The following is a 21,429-nucleotide window of genomic DNA, read 5'->3' on the forward strand; positions in this document are numbered from 1 at the left end:
TGGCGTAGGTGAGAGTGACGTCACCGTTGCGGATGTGGGCCAGCTCGTGCAGCAGCACCGCCTCGAAGTCCTCCGGCGCCGTGGCCCTTCCGGCGAGTAGACCAGCGTGCAGGCACACTGTCGGACGGCGGTTGCGGCCGAACACCGCGGCGCCGGTTGAGGCGGCAGACGGATCCACGACGACCCGCGGCACCCGCTTCAGCCCGGTCACCTGCGCCAACTGGGCTGGCTGCGTACCAGCGCGACTCCATCGAGGCCTACGCCACCACCCGGCTGAACTGAGCACGGCGCAACCGCCATCCCGGGACAGGCCCGCGATGGCGGTTGCGCTGTGTCACGGCGGCCGGCGATGTTCGATCCCGAGGGCCGGCTACGGCCACCTCAACAGGGTGCTGCCCGTTCTCGGGTTCTGGCACAGCTTCCGTGCAGTGGCCACTCTTCGTTATGCCAGGAGCACTCGTTTGTGGAGGAGTTGGAACCCTGCGCGGCCGGTACCGTCGAGCAGGTCGACTCGCTCAAGACGGCCTACCACGGGGCGGCTGTGACCGGCATGGACGTGTTCCGCCACTCTTTCGATGAGGCCTTGAATCGCCCCGGCGTGGTCGCACGGCAGCTGGGAACCGCCACTCTGATCGCAACATGTCAAGCCTGTTCCCGTGGTGACTGTGTGCGGCGGTGGGAACTATGCGCACCGCTACCGCGCGGGTGAGGGCTTTCTCAACCCTTCGGTGTACTGCCGTGACCTCGAACACCTCATCCGACACGTTTCGCGCCGACTGGGGGGAGCGTTGCGTGAATTCGACTACGTGGCCAGGGGAACCGGCAGCGGGAGCCAAGAGCCCTCGGGCGCCTTCGGTCAAAACCAGGCACGGGTTGAGGTCGTCGATGGTACGGATGACGCGGTACCACAGACCGGACCGGGGGCTCTCAGACCGTAGCGGCACGCTTGTGGACGGCGACTCGGTGAGCCCCGTACGGCACGAGATCGCTGAGCCGCTAGCCTGCACGTTTCACTTGCCGCGGCGTCAGGATCTTGATCAGGAAAGCGAAAGTGCACTCACCGGGTCGCGAATCGTCCGACGGCCCTGGGGTGGTCAGCCATGCCGGATCCAGCCTGCTGCGCGATCTTGCCGACGCCATTGGCCTGACCGCGGCCCTCACCGACGCGCCGCGCCACCTGCGGCCGCGCGGCGCCGGGCACCGGCCTGGGCGGATCGCAGCAGACCTGGCGTTCGGCCAGCAGGAGGTCGGCATCGTTCGGCTGGTGGTGGCTCAATGGCGCAGCCTAATGCCGACTGCCCGTTGTCAGGCGGAGCACCAGTTTGGAAGATCACGCAACCGGATCCGCGCGTTCCTGTGCCTGAGCGTCCGAGCCGGCCCGCGAGGCCAACCGTGGTGCTTGTGTGGAAGGGCCACTGACCTGGGCGCTTGACCTGTGTCCGCGGCTCGGGTGCGGTCGAGAGAGGTGCGACGACGGTTCGTATTGCCCAGTGATGAGTGTCGTGCAGTCTCCCTGACGCGGACCATGCTGGGCGCTCCGCACGGTCCCCGCAACAGCACAGGCGAGCCATGGACCGATCGAAATGCGCGCTCTTTGGTCAAGGTGGCGTCGAGTGCCACGCTTCAGTCCCTGCGGCCATCCGCATCTCCACAGGCGCCGCGAGCGCTGCGCTCCATCCGGTCCAGCACAAGCGCCAACCCCCCGGCGACAACGGCGACAGCAACTCCCACCGCCGCACGCACATCGCTACCGCCAGCCCAGTCATCTCCCACATAAGCGAGGGCCCAGAGGGCCAGGAAGACGGCGGAGACGAAGCCCCAACGAGCGGCGGACCGGATGCCACGCAGTATCCGGCGGAGTGCGACAGCGGACGTCATCGCGAAGAAGGCGGCGAGTGCCACCACCGCGACCAGTATGCCGAAGGATGCGGATCCGGTGCGCGCGGACCACGGGAGGAGAGCCGCCACCAGCGAGGTCGCAACCGCCCAGAGCAGGGTGATCGCGCCGAGGGACCAGGCGCCTCGCCGCAGGGCCCTCGGGTCGGGCGGAGTTAACGCCGCATCGCCGCGAGACGCGGAATGATCTTGCCCGCCGCTTTCCGCGACGAGGCGCCTGATCCCGCTCGCCGCCAGTGCACCGGCGACCAGGCCCGCCACAAGCCAGGGCCAGCCGCTCGCATCGCCCGCCACCACGGCATGGCCGCCACCGGCGGCCAGCCCAATCCCTGACATCATGCCCAACGGCGCGAGCAACACCCAGGACTCGGAACTCCGCATGCATCCCCCCGCACCAAAGGCCATTACGACGAGTGTGCTGCGCCGGGACGACCTCGTCCAGACTTCCTGTGCGCATGCTCTGCCCGCTCTTCCGCAGCGTCCGGAGAGGCGCTCGCTTGCTCCCTCGAGGGGAATCGCCGGGCGGGCCAGCTATGGCGCTCAGACGGGCCACCTCAGCCGCTCATGGGCCAATGCGAGCACTCCATAGTTCTTGGTGTGCTCGCCGACGTTAGCTGGGTGTTGCCCGTCGAACGCTGCTCGATTTGGCACAGCTGGCTTTCTCCCGCCTTCGCAGGTCGTTGGTGGTCCCCAGGCCGAACGTGGCCCAGTCGGCGCTCCCGCGCCTGTCGGCTCCGGATGACAGGCTCCGACACCGTGCAAGACACTGGGTACGCAGGTACTCGGATCGGTCTATCGGGAGGAGAGTGTCATGACTAGACAGGAAGCCCCCGACAGAAGAGGGGCGCGGCTCCACCCACCTCCGCCCCAGGACTTCGATCCGTTCACCGCCACTGAGGAGGATCTGGAGAGGCACGGGCTGCCGTTACGGCCTGACCCCCAGACCCAGCCGGGCATGGCCGCCCTGTGGGAGCGACGGGCAAGCCGCTACCGCAGTTTCGACCATCTCGAGCCGCGGCCGGACAACGTGACGGCGGCCAAGGAGGCAGTTATCGCCGGCGCTTTGGGGCCGGCACCCATTGAGTCGTGCGGCTACAGCCTCGTCAGCCACTCGCCGTTCACCGTTCTGTCCGTCACCTGGACGGTGCCCAACCTGCGGTTCAGCCCCAGCCCGAACGGTCCCAACCACTTCCATACCTACGTCGGTCTCGGCTTGCTCGATGTCCACGTGGAGATGACCGTCGACGCCACGCAGAACGTCACCAGCAAGCTCTGGGCACAAGCTGTCGGGCCGATCGACCTGCCGGTCGGGCCCGGCGATGTGATCAGCGGCGCCTTGTGTCTCGACACCAAGCCGCCCGGCACAGCGCACTACTTCCTCGCCAACGAGACCAGATCGCAGACGATGAACTTCAGGGTCGACACCGGTTTTCCCCCTGCCGTCACGATCGACGTGGGCGTCACTCGCGGGGACGGCAACCAACCTATCGACCCATTGGCCCACTTCGGAGTTGTTTACTTCGACGAAGTCATCGCCTTCACAACGAGAGACAGCCGGTCGCTCACGTCGGGCGACGCCATCACCATGGTCGATGAACACGGCTCGACCCTCGCCAAGCCCGTGAGGCTCAACGATCACGCCTTCAAAGCCGTGTACGCAGCGGCCTGATCGCTCTGGCCGGGAGGCCGCTCCCAAGTGTCGCGTCACGCTGGACCGTGATGGCGCATCCGGTCGTCGCCGGTCTCGCCTGCCACCGGTATGACGCGGTTCCTGGTGCGAGGCCAACGGGCCGGATCAGTTTCCCGTAAGGACCGACTGCACGAACACGGGAACGAGGCCGGCGAGTACAGGCAGCGGAAGCGCCAGCATGTTGGCCGTGAACCAGTTACGCATTGCTGCGGAGACGGGCCAGGTCGGCATCTTCTCGATGGTTTGAAAGCGCTGGTCAAGGCGGTTGAGATACTCCTGATGATGCGTGGCGTCCACGCCGTCGTTCATGGAGAGCAGGTGCTGTTTTTCAGCGGAGATATCGATGCTGATGCGATCGGCCTCGGGTGCGAGCGCTTGCTTCGCCTCCCGCATGCTGAGGTGAAACGTCCACATGGGGAGCAGGAACGCCGCGGCGACACAGCAGAGGGCGACGAGGAAGAGTCCCAGGTATGCATCCTGCCAGTACCCGTATCGCGCTTTGAAGCGTGGAACGAGCTCCATGAGGAGCCACCACACAGAGAGGTAGAGGGCAATGAGGGAGACCAGCATCGCTTGGAATAAATACAGGCTGCCGATCGGCCTGAGGCCGGCCGCGCCGTCGACGTGTCCGGGCTGCACGATCAGTTTGATCGCCTGATTCGCACGCAGTCGCCGCCCCAGCCATCCGTAGCACACGGCCCGCCCCAGGAACCGGCCGACCGGGATGGCCATGACCCCCTCGATCACCATGAGGACCGGGTTCGAGAAGCCGACTGCGGCGATGAAGGCCGCCTCGATGAGAACCACGGTGACCACGCTCATGGCGCGGGCCCACCGGCGTGCCGAATCACACAGTTGATCCTCAAGGACGGCGACTTCGCGAGCCGGGGAGAGCACGTTCCGCGCCTGCAGTCGAGACAGCGTCACGCTCATCCGATTCGGCACCGTGAGTGACCAGAACAGGGCGACGAAGAAGAGCATGAAGCCCGACGCATGCAGTGGATCACGGATGTAGACACCCGGGCCCCACTGTGCGGTGTACCCGGCGACACAAGCCAGCCCGAACCAGGCATAGTGCCGTACCAGCCACTGTTCCACACGCGACAGGTCCGAAGGCCGGTGACTTCCTGACCTGGTTCTTCCGGCAGCGGGCTCTTCCACACGACCATGATGCGCACCGCCGTGGCTTCGACGCGCGCCGATTCGTGCCGTGTCGGCCCCAGAGGACGTGTCGTGGTCCGCGCGCTCGCGGGGAATCCCCCGTGCGCCGGACTCGCCCAGCTGACCGCCAGGCCACCGTGCGGATCCATGCCTCAGGGGCGCCGTCGGCATCCAGTTCGGTCCGCCGCTCCCAGGCTCGGACGAACGCCTCCTGCACCACGTCCTGGGATTCGGCGAGGTCGCCGGTCATCGCGTACAACTGGCCGGTAAGCCGGCCAACGCTTCCGCTGTAGAACGCATCGAACTCCCGCTCATTCATGTCGTGCCCCGGCGGATCCACTCCGGCGACGCCGCATGGACCTCACCCCTGAAACCGGCCGCGGACACCTCACACACGCCCGCCCGAGGCGCGCCACGGGCAGACAAACTGTTATTGGGGGCCATCCCGCTCCACTTGGTACTCCTGTTGCGGCCGACGTACATCGCTCTCTACGCACGCGCTTGCCCCCTGGTTACAGGCGCACGATCACAAGCACGTAACAGCCGGATCCAGGCGGCGGCTGCCGCACGAGAGGTCCTGCCGGGTCGGTCGATCGATGTACCGGCTCATCCGCCATTGGTAGGAGGCAGCCGGGGGAAAGTCGGGACGAAGCGTGGGGGACGTTTTCACCTTTCGGGTGTCTCGGTGGCGAGTGCGGGTTCGTACGGTGCTTGAGCAGCGGGAAATCCGCTGGATACCGAGGAAGGGAGCGTGCGTTTTGGGCGGCGCGATGCTGGAGGCCAGGGGGCTGACGAAGGCGTATGGCGGGAAGCGGGCGGTGGGCGATTTGTCGTTCACGGTGCATGGCGGACAGGTAACTGGCTTCCTGGGGCCGAACGGGGCGGGCAAGTCCTCGACGATGCGGATGTTCCTCGGTCTGGATCACCCCGACTCGGGTAGTGCGCTGGTCAACGGCAAGCCGTTCCACCAGCTGCGTCATCCCATGCACGAGGTGGGCGCAATGCTTGAGGCCAAGGCGGCTCATCCCGGCCGCAGCGCCTACGGCCATCTGCTGGCGCTGGCGTACAGCAACGGGATCGGGCGCCGAAGGGTGAGCGAGGTGCTGGAGATCACTGGCCTCGGCACAGTGGCTGGGAAGCGGATCGGTGGGTTCTCACTGGGCATGAGCCAGCGGCTGGGCATCGCCGCCGCTCTTCTCGGTGATCCGCAGGTCCTGCTGTTCGACGAGCCGGTCAACGGTCTCGATCCTGAGGGCGTCCGCTGGATCCGCGATCTGATGAAGGGGCTCGCCTTCGAGGGCCGCACCGTGTTCGTGTCCAGCCATCTCATGAGCGAGATGGAGTTGACCGCGGACCACCTGGTGGTGATCGGCCAGGGCCGCCTCATCGCCGACGCCAGCGTCCGAGAGATCATCGGGAGCGGTCCACACCGTGCGGTCAAGGTACGCACCCCACAGGCTGATCAACTCGGCGTACGGATCCGGCAGGCCGGCGGCGAGGTCACCGTCGACGGCACGGACACTCTCCTTGTCACCGGTCTCGACGCCGCGCGGATCTCCGCGATGGCCTTCGAGTGCGGTGCCGAGCTACGTGAACTATCCGAACAGCACGTCTCGTTGGAGGCCGCGTTCATGGAGCTGACCGGGCACAGCGTGGAGTACCGCACCAGTACGCCCGACCAGATCTGATGCCGCCACCACAACACAGGCACGCCGCACGACATCTCTCAGATAGGTATCTTCATGTCCCTCACCATTCCTGCCGTCACACCCCGTGGCCGTCCGGGCGAGCCGGTGTTCGCCAACCTGATCCGGTCGGAATGGGTCAAGATCCGCACCGTGGGCGCCACCGCGTGGTGCCTGCTCACCCTGACCGCACTCGCTGTCGGCGTCGCCGCACTGATCGCTCTCAAGGAACAGACGCAGGTTCCACGGTCCCTCCCAGTTCTGGTGAACATGAGCCAACTGGGCCTCAGTATCGGCCAGCTGGCCGTGGTGGTCCTCGCCGCCACTAACATCGGCGGTGAATACGGCACCGGGATGATCCGTACGTCGTTGGTGGCCGTGCCACGGCGTGCGCGTTGGCTCCTGGCGAAGGCGATCGTCGTGGGCGCGCTCGCCCTGGTCACCGGCATTGTGCTGAGCGTGATCTCGTTCGCCATCGTGTACGCGTCCGCACCGGCCGACCTGGGGACGTTGGCGGATCCGCAGGTGATCCGGGCGGTACTCGGTGTCGGGCTCTACCTGGGCGTGCTGGCGGTGCTCTCGCTCGCGGTGACCACGATCGTGCGCGGTACAGCCGGCGGCATCATCGTGATGTTCGTGCTGATCTTCGTCGTACCGTTCGCGGTCGGCTCTCACATGGGGAGGTTCCTGCCCGTCGGCACGCTGCCCCCCAACGCCGGGCTCGCGATCACGCAGGTCGAACCGATGCTCGGCGGACTTGCGCCATGGGTGGGATTCGCGGTGCTGTGCGCATGGACGGTGGCCGCCATGGCCGTGGCGCTGTACCGGCTGGTGCGACGCGACGCCTGAGCCGGGCCGCGTACGCACACCGGGAGCTGCGGGCGTGCTACGCGGCGAGGAGGCCGGCATCGTGGGCGACGATCGCTGCCTGGACACGGTTGGCGCACTGCAGCTTGGCAAGGACCCGGCTGACGTGGGTCTTCACCGTGGCCTCGCCCATGTGCAGGCACACCCCGATCTCGGCGTTGGACTTGCCCTCGCCCACGAGCTTCAGCACCTCGCGTTCGCGCATGGTCAGGTCAGCGACACGGTCACGGGCGTCCGCGTTCCTGTCGGTGTCGCGGGTGGCGAAGGCGGAGAGCAGGCGCCGGGTCACCGACGGGGAGAGCATGGCGTCGCCGCCGTCGACGGTCTTGACCGCGCGGATCAGATCGCGGGGCGGGGTGTTCTTCAGCAGGAAGCCCATCGCGCCGGCCTGCAGGGCCGCGTGCACATACTCGTCCAGGTCGAAGGTGGTGAGCACCACCACCTTGGGGCAGCGGGGAAGCTTGGCGATCTCCTTGGTCGCGGCCAGGCCGTCCATGACCGGCATCCGGATGTCCATGAGCACCACGTCCGGCTGGTGGGCTCGAGCCAGGTGCACGGCTTGCGCGCCGTCGCTCGCTTCGGCGACCACCGAGATGTCGGGATCGGCCTGCAGTATCAGGGTCAGGCCGGATCGAACGAGATCCTCGTCGTCGGCGAGCAGGACGCGAATGCTCATGGGGCGGTCTCTCTGGTGGTGGCGGCAGGTTTCGTGGGGAGGACGGCAGCGACCCGGAATCCGCCGTCTGACCGTGCGCCGGCCTCGAAGGTGCCTCCCAGGACGGTGACGCGTTCGCGGAGCCCGATCAGACCATGGCCACCGCTGGGCAGACCAGTCGGCAAGGTGTCCAGGCCGGCCTCATTATCCACGGTGACGTGCAGCGCGTCGGGCGTGTAGCGCAGATCGACCTGCGTGGAGGCGCCTGGCGTGTGCTTGTGCACGTTGGTCAGCGCCTCCTGCACCAGCCGGTAGGCGGTGCGCTCGCACGACGTGTCCAGCGGCCGGACAGTTCCTGACTGCGTCAGCTCGATCCGCATGCCGGTGGCGCGTGACTGCTCGACCAGCAGGGGTACGTCGTCCAAGGTGGGCTGCGGGGCGCGCGGGGCGGACTCGTCGCCCTCGTCGTCCGTCCGCAGTACGCCGAGTACCTGGCGCAGCTCCTCCAGGGCCTGCCGGCCGATCCCGCCGATCAATTCCGCGGTCTGGACGGTCTTTTCGCTGTTCGCGGGATCGACCTCCAGGGTGCCGGCGTGGATGGCCATCAGGCTGACCCGGTGGGCCACCACGTCGTGCATCTCCCGGGCGATCCTGGTCCGTTCCTCCATCCGGGTCTGCGATGCGAGGAGGCGCTGCTCGCGTTCCAGTCGTTCGGCCTTCTCCCGCAGGCCCTCCACCACCATCCGCCGTGCTCCCGCGTACATGCCCAACAGCACCGGCCCCGCCACCAGCAGGACCATGAACGGCAGACGGTTCAGCAGGCTGGCCAGGCCGGACTCCAGGAGCGCGACGGCGGCGGCAAGCCCCGCACCCGCGGACAGAATGACCAGGTTCCGACCGCTGCGGCCGTACTTGGCCAGGGAGTACAGGCTGATGGGCAGCGCGAAGAGCGTGACCTGGAAAGGCGTCGCCGCGATGATTCCCAGGCACACCAACGTCGGCCGGCGGCGGCGCCAGATCAGCGCCAGGCCCGCCACGACCGCCAGCGCGAAGAAGGCCGGTGCGGGCAGCCCGAACGGATAGCCTCCCGGAAATTGCGCAAGCACGACGAACGCCATCGCGCAGCCCAGCGCGACCATGATGTCGAACAGCATGCTCCGACGGCTCTCCCACCAGAACCGGCGCCCCGGAAGGTCCGCCGACGGCCGCAACTCGGCCGGTGAGGAGTTCGGGCGGCTCGAATCCGTCGGTGAGGCGTGATGGTCCGGACGCATGGTGTGTGGATCCTCCAGCAGCGAGGACGGGCCTGGTTGAACGATGGGGACGCCCGCCGCCCCACCCGGCCCGTCGTCTCCAGCCTAACGAGGACGCTCCGCGCGCGCCCGTGGCCCTATGGGAGGGCGGCGTCGGCCCCCGAGGTCAGGCCACGGCAGCCGTCCAACTGGAACCGGGCCCGGCCTTTCCGCCACAGGACAGAACGCTCCACCACGCCCCGCCCCCTGAACCCCGGGCGAGGACTTGGACAGCATGTGGCCAAGCGCGCCGACGACGGGCACTGCAGCAGCAACGTCGCGGCTGCTGCGCACACGCTCGTGCCCATCTGCACGCTCGCGAAGGAGGCCGTGCCGCACATCAGCCGACTTCCGACGAGGCCGTGCCCTCCGCGGACCCCATCGGGCGGTGAACCACGGTCAATACGGGCGCCCTCCGGCACCACGCGTCCTGCCCCACGGCCCACGTTTATGCAGGTCAGCCCTCAATGGTGACCACAAGCGCCACTGATTCCCAAGCTCAGAGCGCGCCTCACTCAGCCACTGCAGTCGCCCCTGCCGGCGCCATCAAGATCCCTGCGGATGATGCTGACATTTTGCTGACTCTCAGCGCGAGCTATTTCCCGCTTTGCGTCGAATGGGAATTCCGGAGAGGTCGCCGATTCGCCAACAGGGCCCGGTGCTCTTCGAGTTGATACCCTTCACGAGAGGCGAGAATAATGTTATGAATCTCGCCAATTCCTAATTAGGGAATTTCGGGGACATGGATTACACCTGTGTGCCCCTGGGTGAATGACTCTATGATCTTCCCTGGTAAAGCAGCAAATGTGCAGGTCAGGCCGGCTAGCTGTGCCGCTGTGGGCAAGCGCGTATCTGGCCGGGTGAAACCCGATCTGACAGGGCGGATGCTGACCTGATGCTGACTTTCCTGATGAGCCGTCAGGCACGCGTGCGCTTGAAGTGTTCCGAAGACTTGATCGAAGCGGCGGGGACTGCCTTGGCCCGCTGGGTCCAGCGAGCCGTTGGCAATGTCGTATCTGAACGCCAACCGGAGCCGTTGCTCGCCGCCTGTGTGTCATTGGATCAGTCTGTTGAGGGTTGGCACGGATGCGCCGAAGGCAGTCAGCCCGGCGAGGACGGCGCCGGCTAGGACCGCTCCGTTGAGGAACGTGAGGCTTCCGACGATCAGCCCCATGAAGCCGGCCGCCAAGAGGACGATGGCTGAGTGGAGCGTCAGGAAGGGTTCGGAGTTGTGCGTTACAGGAGGCGGTGGTGTCGGCTCGCTCATGGCGGGGGTCCTCCGGATTGTCGAGTTGGAGACACCGCTCATAGGTCAGAGGCGGGCCATCGCCCCACGACTCCTTTTCGGTCCCGCCCGCTTGTAAAAAATCTTGGGAAAGTGTGTGGGGTGCTGGCCGGCGAGCCACCTACAAGGAGCCGTCGTGGATACGCGAGCGAGGGCCTGATGTACGCGGCCACCGACCGGGGTCCGGTCTTCGTCGACGTACTGGAGGCGCCCTACGCCGAGTCGCTGCGCGAGCGGGCCGAGTGGGTTGTCCACGGCTCCAAATCCTGCTGGGACTGCGGCTGCCGGATGGCACGGCGCTTACCCTGCTGCGCGCACCGCACAGCAACACCATCCGCATCTATCGGATACCTGCTCCGAGCCGAGCAGGTATCCGAGAGCGGTGTCTACCAGGTTCGCGGCGTCACCCAACTCACGCCGTTCCAAGGCACTTTCATCTCCTGACGCTGCGGCAAGCTGACCGGCCTGGTTGTTGTTGTACGCGGCCAACACCTTGTACGCAGCCAGCCGACGCAGCTCGTGCGGCGGCAACCACGACGCCGCAAGCTCAGGGAAGGACCGGTTGCCTGGGCGGCCGGCTTCGGCCATCACCGGCCTGTAGTTCAGCCACGACCAGGCGTCGATCACAAATTGGCGCAGGCCACGTCCACTCCAGGAAAGTCGGCCCCGCGCCTGCACTCAGGCTAGGTGATCACGCGGCCGCTCCTGCATCCCATCCAACTCGCGCCCAGCGAGCCCGGACAGTGTCCGGGACAAAACGCTGACCAGGCCGGACAAGCAACGACTGTCCGGGACAGTCACAAACTGTTGCTCCAGCTCAGCCGATGTCGGCAAGTTTGATGCCACAAGGATCAGGCCCTTGGGCCTGGTACGGCGTCGCCCGGCAGACCAGCGGAGCCGGTGGGCCGCATCACGCATGGGCCGGACGGCGAGCGTCGTGAAAAGCCGCTGGAGCAAGGCGGATGCCCTTTCGCGCTCGTATGCAAGAGCGACAAGGCAAGACACGAACTCAGCGTTCCTACTGAAGGAGAGATTCATGCGCATTCATCGTGCTATCGCGACCACGGCCGTCGGCACCGCACTGCTGCTGGGCGGCTCAGTCGGGCCCGCGCTTGCCGTCTCGTCCGACGCGACCGCCGCCTCCACGGTCGGGTCCAACCGTGTGACTCAGGGGGAGGAAGAGGCCGGCGTCGCGGCGGGGGGCGCGCACTATTGGGCCACTTACCCGGACATCTGGACCTGCACCGGGGCCGGCGCAGCCGTCCTGCACTCCAATCCCTCCCGCTACTACCACGCCGAGTGCACACAGTCGGGCACCCAGTTCAAGCTGTGGATCTGGTTCTGACAGCTCGCAGTACCGTGAGGCGAGAGGCTGTGTCATCAAGGGCACCGGCCTATGAAGACAGCCGCTGACAGCAGTACTGGCGCAGGGGTTGCATGCCGTTCGGCCACCCCTGATCGGCGAAGGCGGGGTGCCCGCTGTGGCACCCCGCTCACGCGGGGCCGTACCACCCATCAGTAACCCGCCCGCCCACGCAAGCGAGCCGAACGGGATAGCAAGCTCGTACGGCCCCAGCCCTCCAGCCGACTGTTGCGCACGTGTCGCGCGGTGTCGCGCAGCAATCGCGACACCTGAACCACTTCCGGCGCTACGTCTCCCGTGCATGCCTTCCCCGCATGGACATCACACCCGCCTTCGCCGTCCTCGGCTCCACCCTCTCCGTGGTCATCACCCTCGCCGTCGCCCACCCCAGCGCAGATATCAGGCAGCGTTCCTTACAGGTCCTCCACGTGCTCTTCGACCACCGCCGAGACTGAACACCACCACGTGCACAGCTACCTCCGACTGACCAGTCGCTGATCGTCCCCACACAACGACACCGAACCCACCCCCAACACAACGACTGCCTGCACAACCCCAACGGGGTCGCACAGGCCGTCGTCACGCAGGCCCCGGAGTAACCAACAGCGTCCGGTCAGGACATGGCGGGGGCCTTCGTGGTGCAGAGGGTCAGTGGGTCAGTGGGTGACGTGATACCACAGCTTGTAGTGCGCGCCATCCCAGGTGAAGGACTGTGTTCCCTCGCCCCCTCGGATGGTCACCTCCCCCAGGACATCCCACTCATCGAAGGTGTCCACGTCGACGAGCCTGAGCTTGACCTGCTTGTAGAAATACAGCGTGAGGTTCAGCTCTTTCTCGTCCCCAGTGCCCATCGACCCGATGCCCGTGCCGATTTCCCAGTCGTTGTCGTCTGAGTAGGTCGACTTGAACTGGAGGCGAAGCTTGTCATCCCCCATCACTGTCTCGGTTTCGAAGCATTTGATCTTCGTCAGGTGCAGCTTCCTCATCAGATCAGCCACAGCGTCCCCTTCTCACTTAGCGATGATCGTGTAGCGCCGGGACGACCCTGCACCGCACCCCTAAACAAATGATCAACCCGGGTGGCGCGTGCGGTCTCCTCAGGGATCCCTGCCAGCCCAACCCCACGCAACGACACGAATCCACCCCGAACGCGACGACGGCCTGTACCACCCCAACAGGGTCGTACAGGCCGTCGTCATACAAGCCCCGGTTTACCAACAGCGTCCACACGGGGGGCTTCGTCGGATCGACGAGCAGGCCGGCCACAGCGCCCACCCGAAACGCGCAGCAGCCGAAGGCACGGGCCGGCCGCCGGCCGCCCCTGCCGACAACCGACCCGGCCTTCCCTTCTCAGAACCTCCGTGCCTGCTCTTCAGCGTCGGAGAGATCCATCAGCTCACTTCCAGATACGCCCAGGGCCTCCTCTACGACACTGGGAAGCTCGCCGTCCGCGTTGTACGCAGTGATCCATACGGTGCCGTCAGCTGCCTTGGGAGCCACGGGAACCGCCTGCTCCGAGGTGTCGTCTTGGAGAAAACCTGAAATGCCAGAGTTGCACACAATTGAAGCGATTGATTTCACGCTGTCACTCACTCAAGAACCAGCTCTCGCGATTCCATTGCCACCAATTTACGCGGATTGAACAAAAAAAGAGAGCCCCCGCCTTGGGCGAGGGCTCTCTCGTGTTCTGATGTCGGCCATCATCGGCCGCACGGCGGCTCAGTCGTTCCTCCAAGGCACGAGGACCGCTTCACGTGTTCCTGTTCAGAAAATGAGCGGATTCGGTTCGCTGGTGCAGCCGGAGCCGAACACCATCCGTCCGGGGACCTCGGGACCGCCGAGTCCAGGGATGAAGCTTTTGCCGCCGTCCACACTGCGGGAGTCGGTGCAGTACTGCTGATCCCTGGCGAACTCCTCGGTGCGCAGGATGACCTGGCCGCGGTCGCCATACTCGGTCTTGCCGGAGTCAGCGTCGGTCCGGATGGATTGGTTACAGGCCCCACCGATGACAGTGGGGACTTCGGTCAGGCCGAGGGCTTTCGCGGCCTGGTAGACCAAGTCGAGGTTGGTACCGGCCGGCAGCTTCTTGAGGTCGACGACCTGATGGCAGGAAAGGGCAGGCGTTTTGGCAGGTGCGGCACTGGCGGCCGGCGCGAGGGCAAGGCTCGCGGCGAGAGCGAGCGGGGCGGCGATGAATAAGGATTTCTTCATAAGCGTGTGCTTCCCTCCAGTGAGCGTGTACGCGAATGCAGCCTTTCTTTCGCGCGCCGGCAGAGGAGGGTTTTCATCGCTCTTTCATGGGATCTTTTCACTCTCTCCTCGATAATGCGCCGATCCGAAATGAAGTGATCGTCTTCCTGCACTAGTGCCTTGCGCAGCGGCTAACTGTTGGGGTGGTAGCGGCAGGACGAATCGTCGCAGGAGGTGGGTACCTCCCACCGGCTACTGATGCGGTGCAGGAGGCCCTGATCCGCAGGCCGGGCGGGGAGGTTGCACAAGATTTCGGTGGGGGAGTAGATCGGGCGCGCGTCGTCCTCGATGTGCTCGGGGTCGGTGTAGTGGAATTCCTCCCGGCGTTCCCAGGGCAGGGTGATGTGCGGCCGGTGGTCGAGGGGATTGTCGTCGGCGAAGGAGGGGTGGAGCTGCCACTGGGTGCCGAAGGCGCGGTTATGGACCTCCCCGAGGTACCAGGCCGCAACCGCGACCAGGGGCGTGTCCGTCACCTTGCGGGCCTGAGCGGGGCTGTCGAACGCGTCCCGGATGAGCGCTTCGAGCCGGGGGAGCGAATCCACGGTGAAGTCCCACGGCCCGCGGCCGGCGCGTTCCTTCGCCCAGGCGGGGAATCCGGTGCGCTGCTGTTCCAGCCACTTCTCCAGCACCGCGTTGTGGGCGCTGACGTGGTCTCGGGTCTTCTCTTCGCGCAGGTACTCGGCGTACTCGTCTTCGTCCATGTCGCGCGGGTCGGTCCACTCCATGCCCCGAGGCTAGGCGAACCATGTGTGCGCGGTTGTAAAGATCCCGCATGGCAGGTGAGTTGTCGGCGCGCCGTCAGTAATTGTGGGGCGGGCAGGGAGAGTTGAGGTCCATCGCGTCCTGCACTGGTCCAACTGACGCCGTCAATGACAGCACCAAGTCCGCATCAGCCACTACCAACGACGCGGCCACACACCACCCGAACCTGCCAAACCATCAGGAAAGCACCGTGGCAGTATGAGGGCGTGTCGTTCGGATCATGGTGTCCCGGCCCTCCGGCCGGCCGCGTCTACGCGAGCGGCAGGGCGCTCTCCTCCTGCTCGTCGGACGCTCGTGCGCATCTGTCTGTCAGCCTTCCCGGATGAAGCCCTCCCGCACCAGCCAGTCCTTCGCCACCTCGTGCGGGTCCTCCCCGTCCACGTCCACCCGCGCGTTCAGCCGCTGGGCCTCCGCCCCCGTAAGCCGCTTGGTGATCGGGGTGAGGAGGTCGGCGATGGCGGGGTACTTCCTCATTGTGGCGCTGTTCATCTCGGGTGCCGCGTTGTAGTTGGGGAAGAAGTGCCGGTCGTCCTCCAGCACCTTCAGCTTGAGTTCGGGAATGCGGCCGTCGGTGGTGGCCGCCACGCCGAGGGCGCAGGCCGCGCCCTCGGCGACCTGGGTGTAGACGACGCCGTCGTCCATCTTTTTGAAGTTCCCGCGCCGGAGGGCGAATCCGTACGTCTTCGCCACGCCCACCAGGCCGTCCTCGCGCACCGAGAACTCGCTTCCGCCGCAGATCGTCGCCGCGCCCGGGTCTTTCTTCGTCAGACGTGCCACGTCGGAGAGTGTGCGCAGCCGGTACTTCTGCGCATTCGTCTGGTTCGCGACCAGCGCGTAGGTGTTGTTGAGCGGGGCGGCGGGCAGCCAGGTGATGCCGTTGCGGCGGTCCTCCTCGCGTACGGCCTCCCACTGCTCGTACGGGTCGACGACCGGCTTGGCGTGACCGAGGTAGGTGATCCAGGCCGTGCCGGTGTACTCGTACATCCCGTCCGCCGCACCGGACTTGACCGCCTCGCGGGCACCGATCGAGCCCTGGATGTTCGTCCGGTCCAGGACTTCCGCGCCGGCCGCTTTGAAGACCAGCCCCATGATCTGGCCCAGGATGATCTGCTCGGTGAACTCCTTTGAGGTCACGGTCAGTTGGGCGCCCTCCAGCGGTCGTCCCTTCCCGATGGAGCCGGGCTGCACCGAGTCGGCCAGCGGGCTGCCGCTGGTCAGTCCACAGCCGCTCAGCCCTGCGGCGGCGAGCAGCAGAGCGCCCGCGCCCGCAACGGACGTCCGTACCCGAGTCCTCCTCCTACGCCGAAGGTGGCCGGCGTCGCGGTGCCGACGTTCAGCACGAGCGCGGTCCCTACGCCCGCCAGGATCAGCGGGACGGCCAGGGGCGGATCGGACGGATCCGCCGGGGCCCGCGGCGCCGGACGTCGGGGAGGTCGGATCGATGATTTCGGCAGAGTCAGCCACGGATCCCCCGTGAGATGGTGAGCCGTCCGATCAGCACGTACCCGGCGTCGAACGGCAGGGCTGGGACGACGATTCCGAGCGTCCCCGACAGTACTTCGTTGAGCGTGTTCGCACTGCCCAGGCTGGAGATCCCGCGGAAGATCTGGTGGCCAGGCCCGGGCCCTGAGGCAAAGGCCGCGATCGTCGCGATGCCCATCAGCATCTGGGTCGACACCCGGACCCGGTGAGGATTGGCGGCCGGGCGAGAGGCAGTTCGACCCTGAGCAGCTGGGCGAACGTGCCATCCCTCTGCGCTTGGCGGTCACGACGAGGGCCGGGGCGACTCCGCGCAACCCGACGACCGCGTTACGGACCACCGGCAGCAGTCCGTACAGCGTCAGCGCGATGACGGCCGGCGCGAGGCCGAGGCGCCGACGACTGGGACGAGCAGGTCGAGGAGAGCCAGGGAGGGGACGGTGAGGATGCTTGCGGTCATGGTGATCGCGAGGTTTCCCGCCCACTCGGTGCGGTAGGTGAGGACGCCGATCAAGACCCCGAGCACCGTGGCGACGACCATGCACGGGAAGACGGCGCCGGCGTGCTGATAGGCGCCCACCAGCAGCTGCTGGCAGCGGGTGCCCAGGTACTCCCAGAAGGTCACTTCTCGGTCCCTCCCTCAAGGCCGGTCCTCCAGCGGTCAGCGGTCCATCCGTCGCCTGCCGCGACGCCTGGCGCACCAGCGGAGTGATCCGGAGCGGCACCGGATTCTCCAACGTGATCGCCGTCGAGGCCCGCACAATGCCATCGAATCCCACCACCCGGTCGGCAGACCGCAGTGACGATCTGGGGTGCTCCGCTACCCTGCCGGCCGGACCGGTCCTCCGCGCGAAGGCGTGCTCCACGCGGGCTCGACCTGCGGTGGGAGGTGTGGTGCTCCCTCCTTCCCAGCAGGCAGTTCGGTCTGGCCGCGTTCGCGGCGGTGCGGGCCCACCCGGACCCGGACTGCGCCCACCTAATGCTGACCAGCAGCGGACCGTTCATGGCAGCGGGCTTGCCTGAGATGTCATCAACGCGGCCAGGTGGTCGCTTACCTGGCACGAGGTGACGTCCATTCGCCCGCTCCCCGCCAACGACGATCAGAGACAGCGGGCGACTGCGGCCGTCCGGATGCAAGGGGGTGCTTCCCCAGTCTGCTGCTGGCCGGGCTGGGCCAGGGCTCCCAGCTCCCGGTGCTGCTGCGGATCGTGCCCTCCGGCGGACCGGGCGGGGGTGGGCAGCGGGGTGATGGTGACACGCGCAGCAGTCCTCGCTGGCCGTGGGGGTGGCGACGCTCGGCACGCTCTTCCTGTCGGTGTCGCCCGGGCTGGGCACGGGGGACGCGCTGGTGGTGACGCTGCCGGTGCAGCTCGGGGTGGCGGTGACGGGCTGCTGAATCTGCGGCTGCCCCGGGTGGTCGGCCGAGAGCTGAGAGGGACCGGCCGCGCCCGGTACGGCAGCAGAGCCCCGGTACGGCAGCAGGGCCCGGACCGCGCGTCGCGGTCCGGGCCCTGCCCCGTGCGGTGCCGCCCTGCGGCGGCGGTGCGTCAGCTCTGTGCGGTGTCGTCACCCGTCTGCCCGGCGCCCTCAGCTGCGCCTGCCTTCTCGCGCATCTTGCGCACCAGCTCCGCCTTCTGGTCGGCGGCACCCTGGCGGTCGAGGTTGCGGTGCGGACCGTTGTTCTGCCGTTCGGCGCGGGACAGCTTCTTGCGCTGGCCGCCGCCCATGCCCACGGGGTTGTTGATGTTCTTGCTCACGGGTTCTCCCGGAATGATGTGAAGTGATCTACGGATTCATCGGTGGGGGACGGGCGCGGCGACGTCGAAGGACGTCAGCAGGGGCCCATCACGCTCTCACTCGTAAATCGGCGTCTGGAAGAACATGACAAAGACATTACCCGGTTCCGTCGCCCCCGCACACCAAGTTTTTCGCCGCCCCCGGCGGAACTCCCCGAGAGATCGTTCTCGGGTACGGCCGCGCCGGTTTTTCGGATTTCGGCGGTCTGAGGATGTCGAGAACGTGTCACCGGCTCCGTCCCAGGGACATCAGCGGCCGCCACCGGCCGCACGAGGAAGAAGGAGAAACCAGCATGGCGATTCAGCGGATGGACAACGTCGGCATCGTCGTCGAGGACATGGATGCCGCCATCGCGTTCTTCGTGGAACTCGGTATGGAGCTGGAGGGCAGGGCGGAGGTCGAGGGCCTCGTCGCCGACCAGTGCACCGGACTCGACGGCGTCCGCTGTGACATCGCGATGGTCCGGACCCCGGACGGTCACAGCCGGCTCGAGCTGGCGAAGTACCGCAGCCCCGCGGCGATCAGCGCCGGGCCGCGCAACCGGCCGCACAACATTCTGGGTACGCACCGCGTCATGTTCGCCGTCGACGACATCGAGGACACCGTTGCCCGCCTGCGCCCTCGCGGCACCGAACTCGTCGGCGAGATAGCCCGGTTCGAGGACAGCTATCTGCTCTGCTACCTCCGCGGCCCGGAGGGCATCATCGTCGGACTGGCCGAGCAACTGCGCTGAGAAGGAGGAACCGAACCCTGCAGCCGAACGAGATCATCGAGGTTCTGAACCGCCCGATCAGCCAGGAGCTGCTGGCCCGTGAAGTGACCCGCCTGGCCTACGTCGCCAAGGACTGGCTTTGCCCACGAGATCGGGCAGCGTTTTGACACCGGGACGGACGGCACTCAGGGGCTCTGGCGGGCAGGGCGTGGATCTCCTGGGTGGACAGCGCCATGCAGAGCAGCATGTGCGCGAACACAGCATCCACCGAAGCGTCCGCGAGCGGCAGAGGCTCGCGAACGTCATGAACCGCCGTTGTGACCCGCCCGGACACGCCCTGGGCCGCGGCGGCCTCACGCAGCTGCTTCTCGCCGTACATGCCGGGATGCTCGCCGTAGGTTTGCTGCCAGTGTGCACGCTGACCCTCGGTCAGCTCCCGCTCCGACTCCGACACGCTGACGCCTTCCTCGCCGGGCCGGCATCGAACAACCGGCCCCCGTCAGGCCACCCTAGGAGGACGCCATGGCGTCACCCCGACCGTCCGCCGCACCGAAGACAGCCAGTGCTGTGGATGCTCGTGTACATCGACTTCGGCCCAAACCGGGTGCCTCCCGAAGTGCTGAACAACCGCTGCCGGAACTCGTGAACAAAGCCACAAGGACGGAACCCCGCGCAACGTACCGATCACGAGCAGGGGCGGGCGGCGCGGCCCGCCCCCGGTACGCGGTCAGGCGATGGCCAGGCGTACCTGTGCCGACTTCGTCCCGGTGAAGGTGTAGGAGAACTGCTCCCGGACCCCGGAGTTGCACGCGGACTTCGTGCGGTAGGCACCGTTGGCGGCGTTGATGCGGACTACGGCGCACTTGCCGTCCATGCGGGTGTCCTGGAGCCAGCCGGACACCGTCACGTTGCCGCCCGAGCAGCGCAGGCTCCAGCTGGCCGACGCCCCGTCGGTCACCGGAGACGCGGAGGACGGGCAGGTGGCCGCGCTCGCCGGGCTGGCGGCGCCGACGGCCAGCCCACCGGCGAGGACGACGGCCGACACAACGGACGTAATGGTTTTGCGGACAACGGACATGAGTGCCCCCTTCGGGCGACGTGCTGACAGGAAGCGGACCGGTACGAGGCCCTGGACCTGTCGCCCGCCGACGGGGCGGGCCGGTCCGGGAGTGCCGGCCGCGGAATCAGCATTGCCGGGACGACCGGGTGGGAGAAGACGGTCCCGGCTGCTTGCCGAGGCGCATTGATGCACCCTGTATGGCAGGGCTCTGACCTGGTGTTATGGCCCGATGCATGAGGACTGCACGATCCAGACGACATGCCCAGAGGCGGGTGCGCCGTGCTCGGGCGGCACGCGTGCCGCCCATCTCACTCGGAAGCGGAGGGCAGTGAGCGGGTGGCCCCCTGGTAGTCCGGTGTCTTGACAGGAGGCAGCTGTTTCACCAGCAGGGCCAGCCAGGTGTCCACGTCCACCCGGCCGGTTACGGACAGGCCATGAGTGCGCTGGAAGAACCTCACGTCCTCAGCGGTCTCCGCGGTGAACCTCCCCGACACCGCCGTGCCGCCCTGGCCCACGTTGTTCAGAAGTTCTTGCACGGCCCGCACTTCGAAGGTCCCGGATCCGGGCCCGACCCCTTTCACCAGCTCCGGCCAAGTGAGCCTGCCCACCTTGCCGTCGGCCGGCAGGTCGCTCCTGCGCTGGAAGTCCATGACGGCGTCCTGGGTGTCCTCCCTGAAGAAGCCGTCGGCCCGCACCTTGTAGCCCTGCGCGTTCAGCAGGTACTGCAGGGCGCGGGCACGGGTGAACTGGTCCTCTTCGCCCCTTCGCAGCAACGGCCACTCGTACGGCGTCTCGCTCGCGGAAGCGGCACCAGCCGCACCGTCGGCCGTGCGGTCCTTGGCGGAGAACCGTTCGTGGACGACCACTCCGGCCGTGAATGCCAGAACCATGGCCGCCGCGACCAGGACCGGTCGGAGCCACCGGGAGCGGAGCCGACCGGATGTGCCGCGGCCATCCGTGCCGTGCGCGGCAGTGCCGGGGGTGGCATCGGGTGCGGGGGTTTCGTCGGATCCGTCCGCGGCACCCGTTGGCGCGAGGTGCTCCCCTCCGCCGTCGGCGGCCTGTTGACGGCCATTCTCCCGCAGCGCTGCCCGATACAGCGCCCGTGCCTGTTCGAGCTCCGCCGCCGGGGCACGCAACTGAGCGTGCAAAGCCTCCACCACCCTCGGAGGAGCGGTCGACAGGTGCTTTGGATTCAGGTAGCGCGACAAGGTCGTTTGGTCGACCCCCAGCCTCGCGGCCAGCGCCTGCTGCGTCGGCCGGGTGCAGCCGGGCGGGCCGTCGGCCTCCTCCCACCAGCGGCGCAGCAGCCGCGCCAGCTGCACCCCCGCGGTCCGTTCTGGATCGTGGCCCGCCCGCTCCTGCGCCATGTACGTGTCCTCCCCGTCGCCATACGAAGCAGCGGCGCCTCCGCACCGCCTGCGTAGCGGCATAACAGCAGGTCAGGTCTGTGCATGATGGCAGGCATCGATGCA

The 21,429-nt window shown here is 67.1% G+C and carries 22 protein-coding genes and 6 pseudogenes; 9 read left to right on the forward strand and 19 right to left on the reverse strand.

Annotated features, from left to right (window positions below; translation table 11 throughout):
• Window position 1: 1 nt before the first annotated feature.
• Window positions 2-286 (reverse strand): annotated as a pseudogene (locus tag SLV14N_RS39015) (M48 family metalloprotease); the annotation flags it as partial.
• A gap of 204 nt (window positions 287-490) precedes the next feature.
• On the opposite strand from SLV14N_RS39015, the pseudogene SLV14N_RS35200 reads away from it, so the two are divergent.
• Window positions 491-779: pseudogene (locus tag SLV14N_RS35200) on the forward strand (FxsB family radical SAM/SPASM domain protein); the annotation flags it as partial.
• A 278-nt stretch (window positions 780-1,057) separates the two neighbouring features.
• On the opposite strand, the gene SLV14N_RS35205 reads toward SLV14N_RS35200, so the two are convergent.
• Both SLV14N_RS35205 and SLV14N_RS35210 read right to left on the reverse strand, forming a co-directional pair.
• The gene (locus SLV14N_RS35205) at window positions 1,058-1,276 is read right to left on the reverse strand and encodes a hypothetical protein (protein WP_208686643.1); all 219 of its coding nucleotides are present in this window, start codon (window positions 1,274-1,276) and stop codon (window positions 1,058-1,060) included.
• A 347-nt stretch (window positions 1,277-1,623) separates the two neighbouring features.
• Entirely contained in the window at window positions 1,624-2,301 is a 678-nt protein-coding gene (locus SLV14N_RS35210; protein ID WP_208686645.1) for a hypothetical protein, read from the reverse strand.
• 406 nt (window positions 2,302-2,707) lie between these two features.
• On the opposite strand from SLV14N_RS35210, the gene SLV14N_RS35215 reads away from it, so the two are divergent.
• Window positions 2,708-3,565: a G1 family glutamic endopeptidase gene (locus SLV14N_RS35215; protein ID WP_208686647.1), complete on the forward strand. Its 858-nt coding sequence runs from the start codon at window positions 2,708-2,710 to the stop codon at window positions 3,563-3,565.
• A 126-nt stretch (window positions 3,566-3,691) separates the two neighbouring features.
• Here the strand turns inward: SLV14N_RS35215 and SLV14N_RS35220 are convergent, their stop codons facing one another.
• Together SLV14N_RS35220 and SLV14N_RS35225 are read right to left on the reverse strand one after the other, a co-directional pair.
• On the reverse strand, window positions 3,692-4,684 hold the full coding sequence (locus tag SLV14N_RS35220; RefSeq protein ID WP_208686649.1) for a hypothetical protein: 993 nt from the start codon (window positions 4,682-4,684) through the stop codon (window positions 3,692-3,694).
• A gap of 181 nt (window positions 4,685-4,865) precedes the next feature.
• A pseudogene (locus SLV14N_RS35225) lies at window positions 4,866-5,066 on the reverse strand (sigma factor); the annotation flags it as partial.
• 451 nt (window positions 5,067-5,517) lie between these two features.
• Here SLV14N_RS35225 and SLV14N_RS35230 point away from each other — a divergent pair.
• Window positions 5,518-6,435 carry an ABC transporter ATP-binding protein gene (locus SLV14N_RS35230; RefSeq protein ID WP_208688253.1) on the forward strand — a complete coding sequence of 306 codons (918 nt, stop codon included), beginning with the start codon at window positions 5,518-5,520 and terminating at the stop codon, window positions 6,433-6,435.
• Window positions 6,436-6,540: 105 nt separating this feature from the next.
• Window positions 6,541-7,281, forward strand: coding sequence for an ABC transporter permease (locus tag SLV14N_RS35235; protein ID WP_263272544.1), 741 nt, complete (start codon window positions 6,541-6,543; stop codon window positions 7,279-7,281).
• A gap of 37 nt (window positions 7,282-7,318) precedes the next feature.
• On the opposite strand, the gene SLV14N_RS35240 is transcribed toward SLV14N_RS35235, so the two are convergent.
• The 3 genes from SLV14N_RS35240 to SLV14N_RS35250 form a co-directional block, all read right to left on the reverse strand.
• Complete coding sequence (locus SLV14N_RS35240; RefSeq protein WP_263272545.1) at window positions 7,319-7,975, reverse strand: response regulator transcription factor; 657 nt, start codon at window positions 7,973-7,975, stop codon at window positions 7,319-7,321.
• Entirely contained in the window at window positions 7,972-9,108 is a 1,137-nt protein-coding gene (locus SLV14N_RS35245) for a sensor histidine kinase (protein WP_263272546.1), read from the reverse strand. The genes SLV14N_RS35240 and SLV14N_RS35245 overlap by 4 nt, the downstream gene beginning before the upstream one ends.
• A 1,192-nt stretch (window positions 9,109-10,300) precedes the next feature.
• Window positions 10,301-10,513 (reverse strand): hypothetical protein, encoded by a 213-nt coding sequence (locus SLV14N_RS35250; protein ID WP_208686657.1) that lies wholly within the window; start codon window positions 10,511-10,513, stop codon window positions 10,301-10,303.
• Between the two features lie 120 nt (window positions 10,514-10,633).
• On the opposite strand from SLV14N_RS35250, the gene SLV14N_RS38875 reads away from it, so the two are divergent.
• The 3 genes from SLV14N_RS38875 to SLV14N_RS35260 all read left to right on the forward strand — a co-directional run bounded on the left by SLV14N_RS38875 (window position 10,634) and on the right by SLV14N_RS35260 (window position 12,349).
• Window positions 10,634-10,975, forward strand: a complete 342-nt coding sequence (locus SLV14N_RS38875; RefSeq protein ID WP_336298241.1) for an ABC-three component system middle component 2 — start codon at window positions 10,634-10,636, stop codon at window positions 10,973-10,975.
• Between the two features lie 592 nt (window positions 10,976-11,567).
• Window positions 11,568-11,876, forward strand: coding sequence for a hypothetical protein (locus SLV14N_RS35255; protein ID WP_263272548.1), 309 nt, complete (start codon window positions 11,568-11,570; stop codon window positions 11,874-11,876).
• Window positions 11,877-12,208: 332 nt separating this feature from the next.
• Window positions 12,209-12,349, forward strand: a complete 141-nt coding sequence (locus SLV14N_RS35260; protein ID WP_263272549.1) for a hypothetical protein — start codon at window positions 12,209-12,211, stop codon at window positions 12,347-12,349.
• Between the two features lie 201 nt (window positions 12,350-12,550).
• Here SLV14N_RS35260 and SLV14N_RS35265 read toward each other — a convergent pair whose 3' ends face one another.
• The 7 genes and pseudogenes from SLV14N_RS35265 to SLV14N_RS35295 form a co-directional block, all read right to left on the reverse strand.
• Complete coding sequence (locus tag SLV14N_RS35265) at window positions 12,551-12,892, reverse strand: hypothetical protein (RefSeq protein WP_263272550.1); 342 nt, start codon at window positions 12,890-12,892, stop codon at window positions 12,551-12,553.
• 352 nt (window positions 12,893-13,244) lie between these two features.
• A complete protein-coding gene (locus SLV14N_RS35270) occupies window positions 13,245-13,487 on the reverse strand; it encodes a hypothetical protein (RefSeq protein WP_263272551.1) in 243 nt (80 codons plus the stop codon).
• 171 nt (window positions 13,488-13,658) lie between these two features.
• Window positions 13,659-14,105, reverse strand: coding sequence for a hypothetical protein (locus tag SLV14N_RS35275; protein ID WP_263272552.1), 447 nt, complete (start codon window positions 14,103-14,105; stop codon window positions 13,659-13,661).
• A 170-nt stretch (window positions 14,106-14,275) separates the two neighbouring features.
• Window positions 14,276-14,869, reverse strand: a complete 594-nt coding sequence (locus SLV14N_RS35280; RefSeq protein ID WP_263272553.1) for a hypothetical protein — start codon at window positions 14,867-14,869, stop codon at window positions 14,276-14,278.
• Window positions 14,870-15,215: 346 nt separating this feature from the next.
• Window positions 15,216-16,160, reverse strand: coding sequence for a glycine betaine ABC transporter substrate-binding protein (locus SLV14N_RS35285; RefSeq protein WP_208688254.1), 945 nt, complete (start codon window positions 16,158-16,160; stop codon window positions 15,216-15,218).
• A 202-nt stretch (window positions 16,161-16,362) separates the two neighbouring features.
• Window positions 16,363-17,010: pseudogene (locus SLV14N_RS35290) on the reverse strand (ABC transporter permease).
• 61 nt (window positions 17,011-17,071) lie between these two features.
• A pseudogene (locus tag SLV14N_RS35295) lies at window positions 17,072-17,173 on the reverse strand (Lrp/AsnC family transcriptional regulator); the annotation flags it as partial.
• A gap of 372 nt (window positions 17,174-17,545) precedes the next feature.
• On the opposite strand from SLV14N_RS35295, the pseudogene SLV14N_RS35300 reads away from it, so the two are divergent.
• Window positions 17,546-17,804: pseudogene (locus SLV14N_RS35300) on the forward strand (MFS transporter); the annotation flags it as partial.
• A gap of 128 nt (window positions 17,805-17,932) precedes the next feature.
• Here the strand turns inward: SLV14N_RS35300 and SLV14N_RS35305 are convergent.
• Window positions 17,933-18,142 (reverse strand): DUF6243 family protein, encoded by a 210-nt coding sequence (locus tag SLV14N_RS35305; RefSeq protein ID WP_221174717.1) that lies wholly within the window; start codon window positions 18,140-18,142, stop codon window positions 17,933-17,935.
• A 332-nt stretch (window positions 18,143-18,474) separates the two neighbouring features.
• On the opposite strand from SLV14N_RS35305, the gene SLV14N_RS35310 reads away from it, so the two are divergent.
• Window positions 18,475-18,915, forward strand: coding sequence for a VOC family protein (locus SLV14N_RS35310; RefSeq protein ID WP_263272554.1), 441 nt, complete (start codon window positions 18,475-18,477; stop codon window positions 18,913-18,915).
• Between the two features lie 97 nt (window positions 18,916-19,012).
• Here SLV14N_RS35310 and SLV14N_RS35315 read toward each other — a convergent pair whose 3' ends face one another.
• The 3 genes from SLV14N_RS35315 to SLV14N_RS35325 form a co-directional block, all read right to left on the reverse strand.
• Window positions 19,013-19,348: a class I SAM-dependent methyltransferase gene (locus SLV14N_RS35315; protein ID WP_263272555.1), complete on the reverse strand. Its 336-nt coding sequence runs from the start codon at window positions 19,346-19,348 to the stop codon at window positions 19,013-19,015.
• A gap of 273 nt (window positions 19,349-19,621) precedes the next feature.
• Window positions 19,622-19,972 carry a hypothetical protein gene (locus SLV14N_RS35320; RefSeq protein ID WP_208686670.1) on the reverse strand — a complete coding sequence of 117 codons (351 nt, stop codon included), beginning with the start codon at window positions 19,970-19,972 and terminating at the stop codon, window positions 19,622-19,624.
• 290 nt (window positions 19,973-20,262) lie between these two features.
• The gene (locus SLV14N_RS35325) at window positions 20,263-21,324 is read right to left on the reverse strand and encodes a peptidoglycan-binding protein (RefSeq protein WP_263272556.1); all 1,062 of its coding nucleotides are present in this window, start codon (window positions 21,322-21,324) and stop codon (window positions 20,263-20,265) included.
• Between the last annotated feature and the right edge of the window lie 105 nt (window positions 21,325-21,429).

Source organism: Streptomyces sp. Je 1-4 4N24, from assembly GCF_026239515.1.
GTDB lineage: Bacteria > Actinomycetota > Actinomycetes > Streptomycetales > Streptomycetaceae > Streptomyces > Streptomyces nigrescens.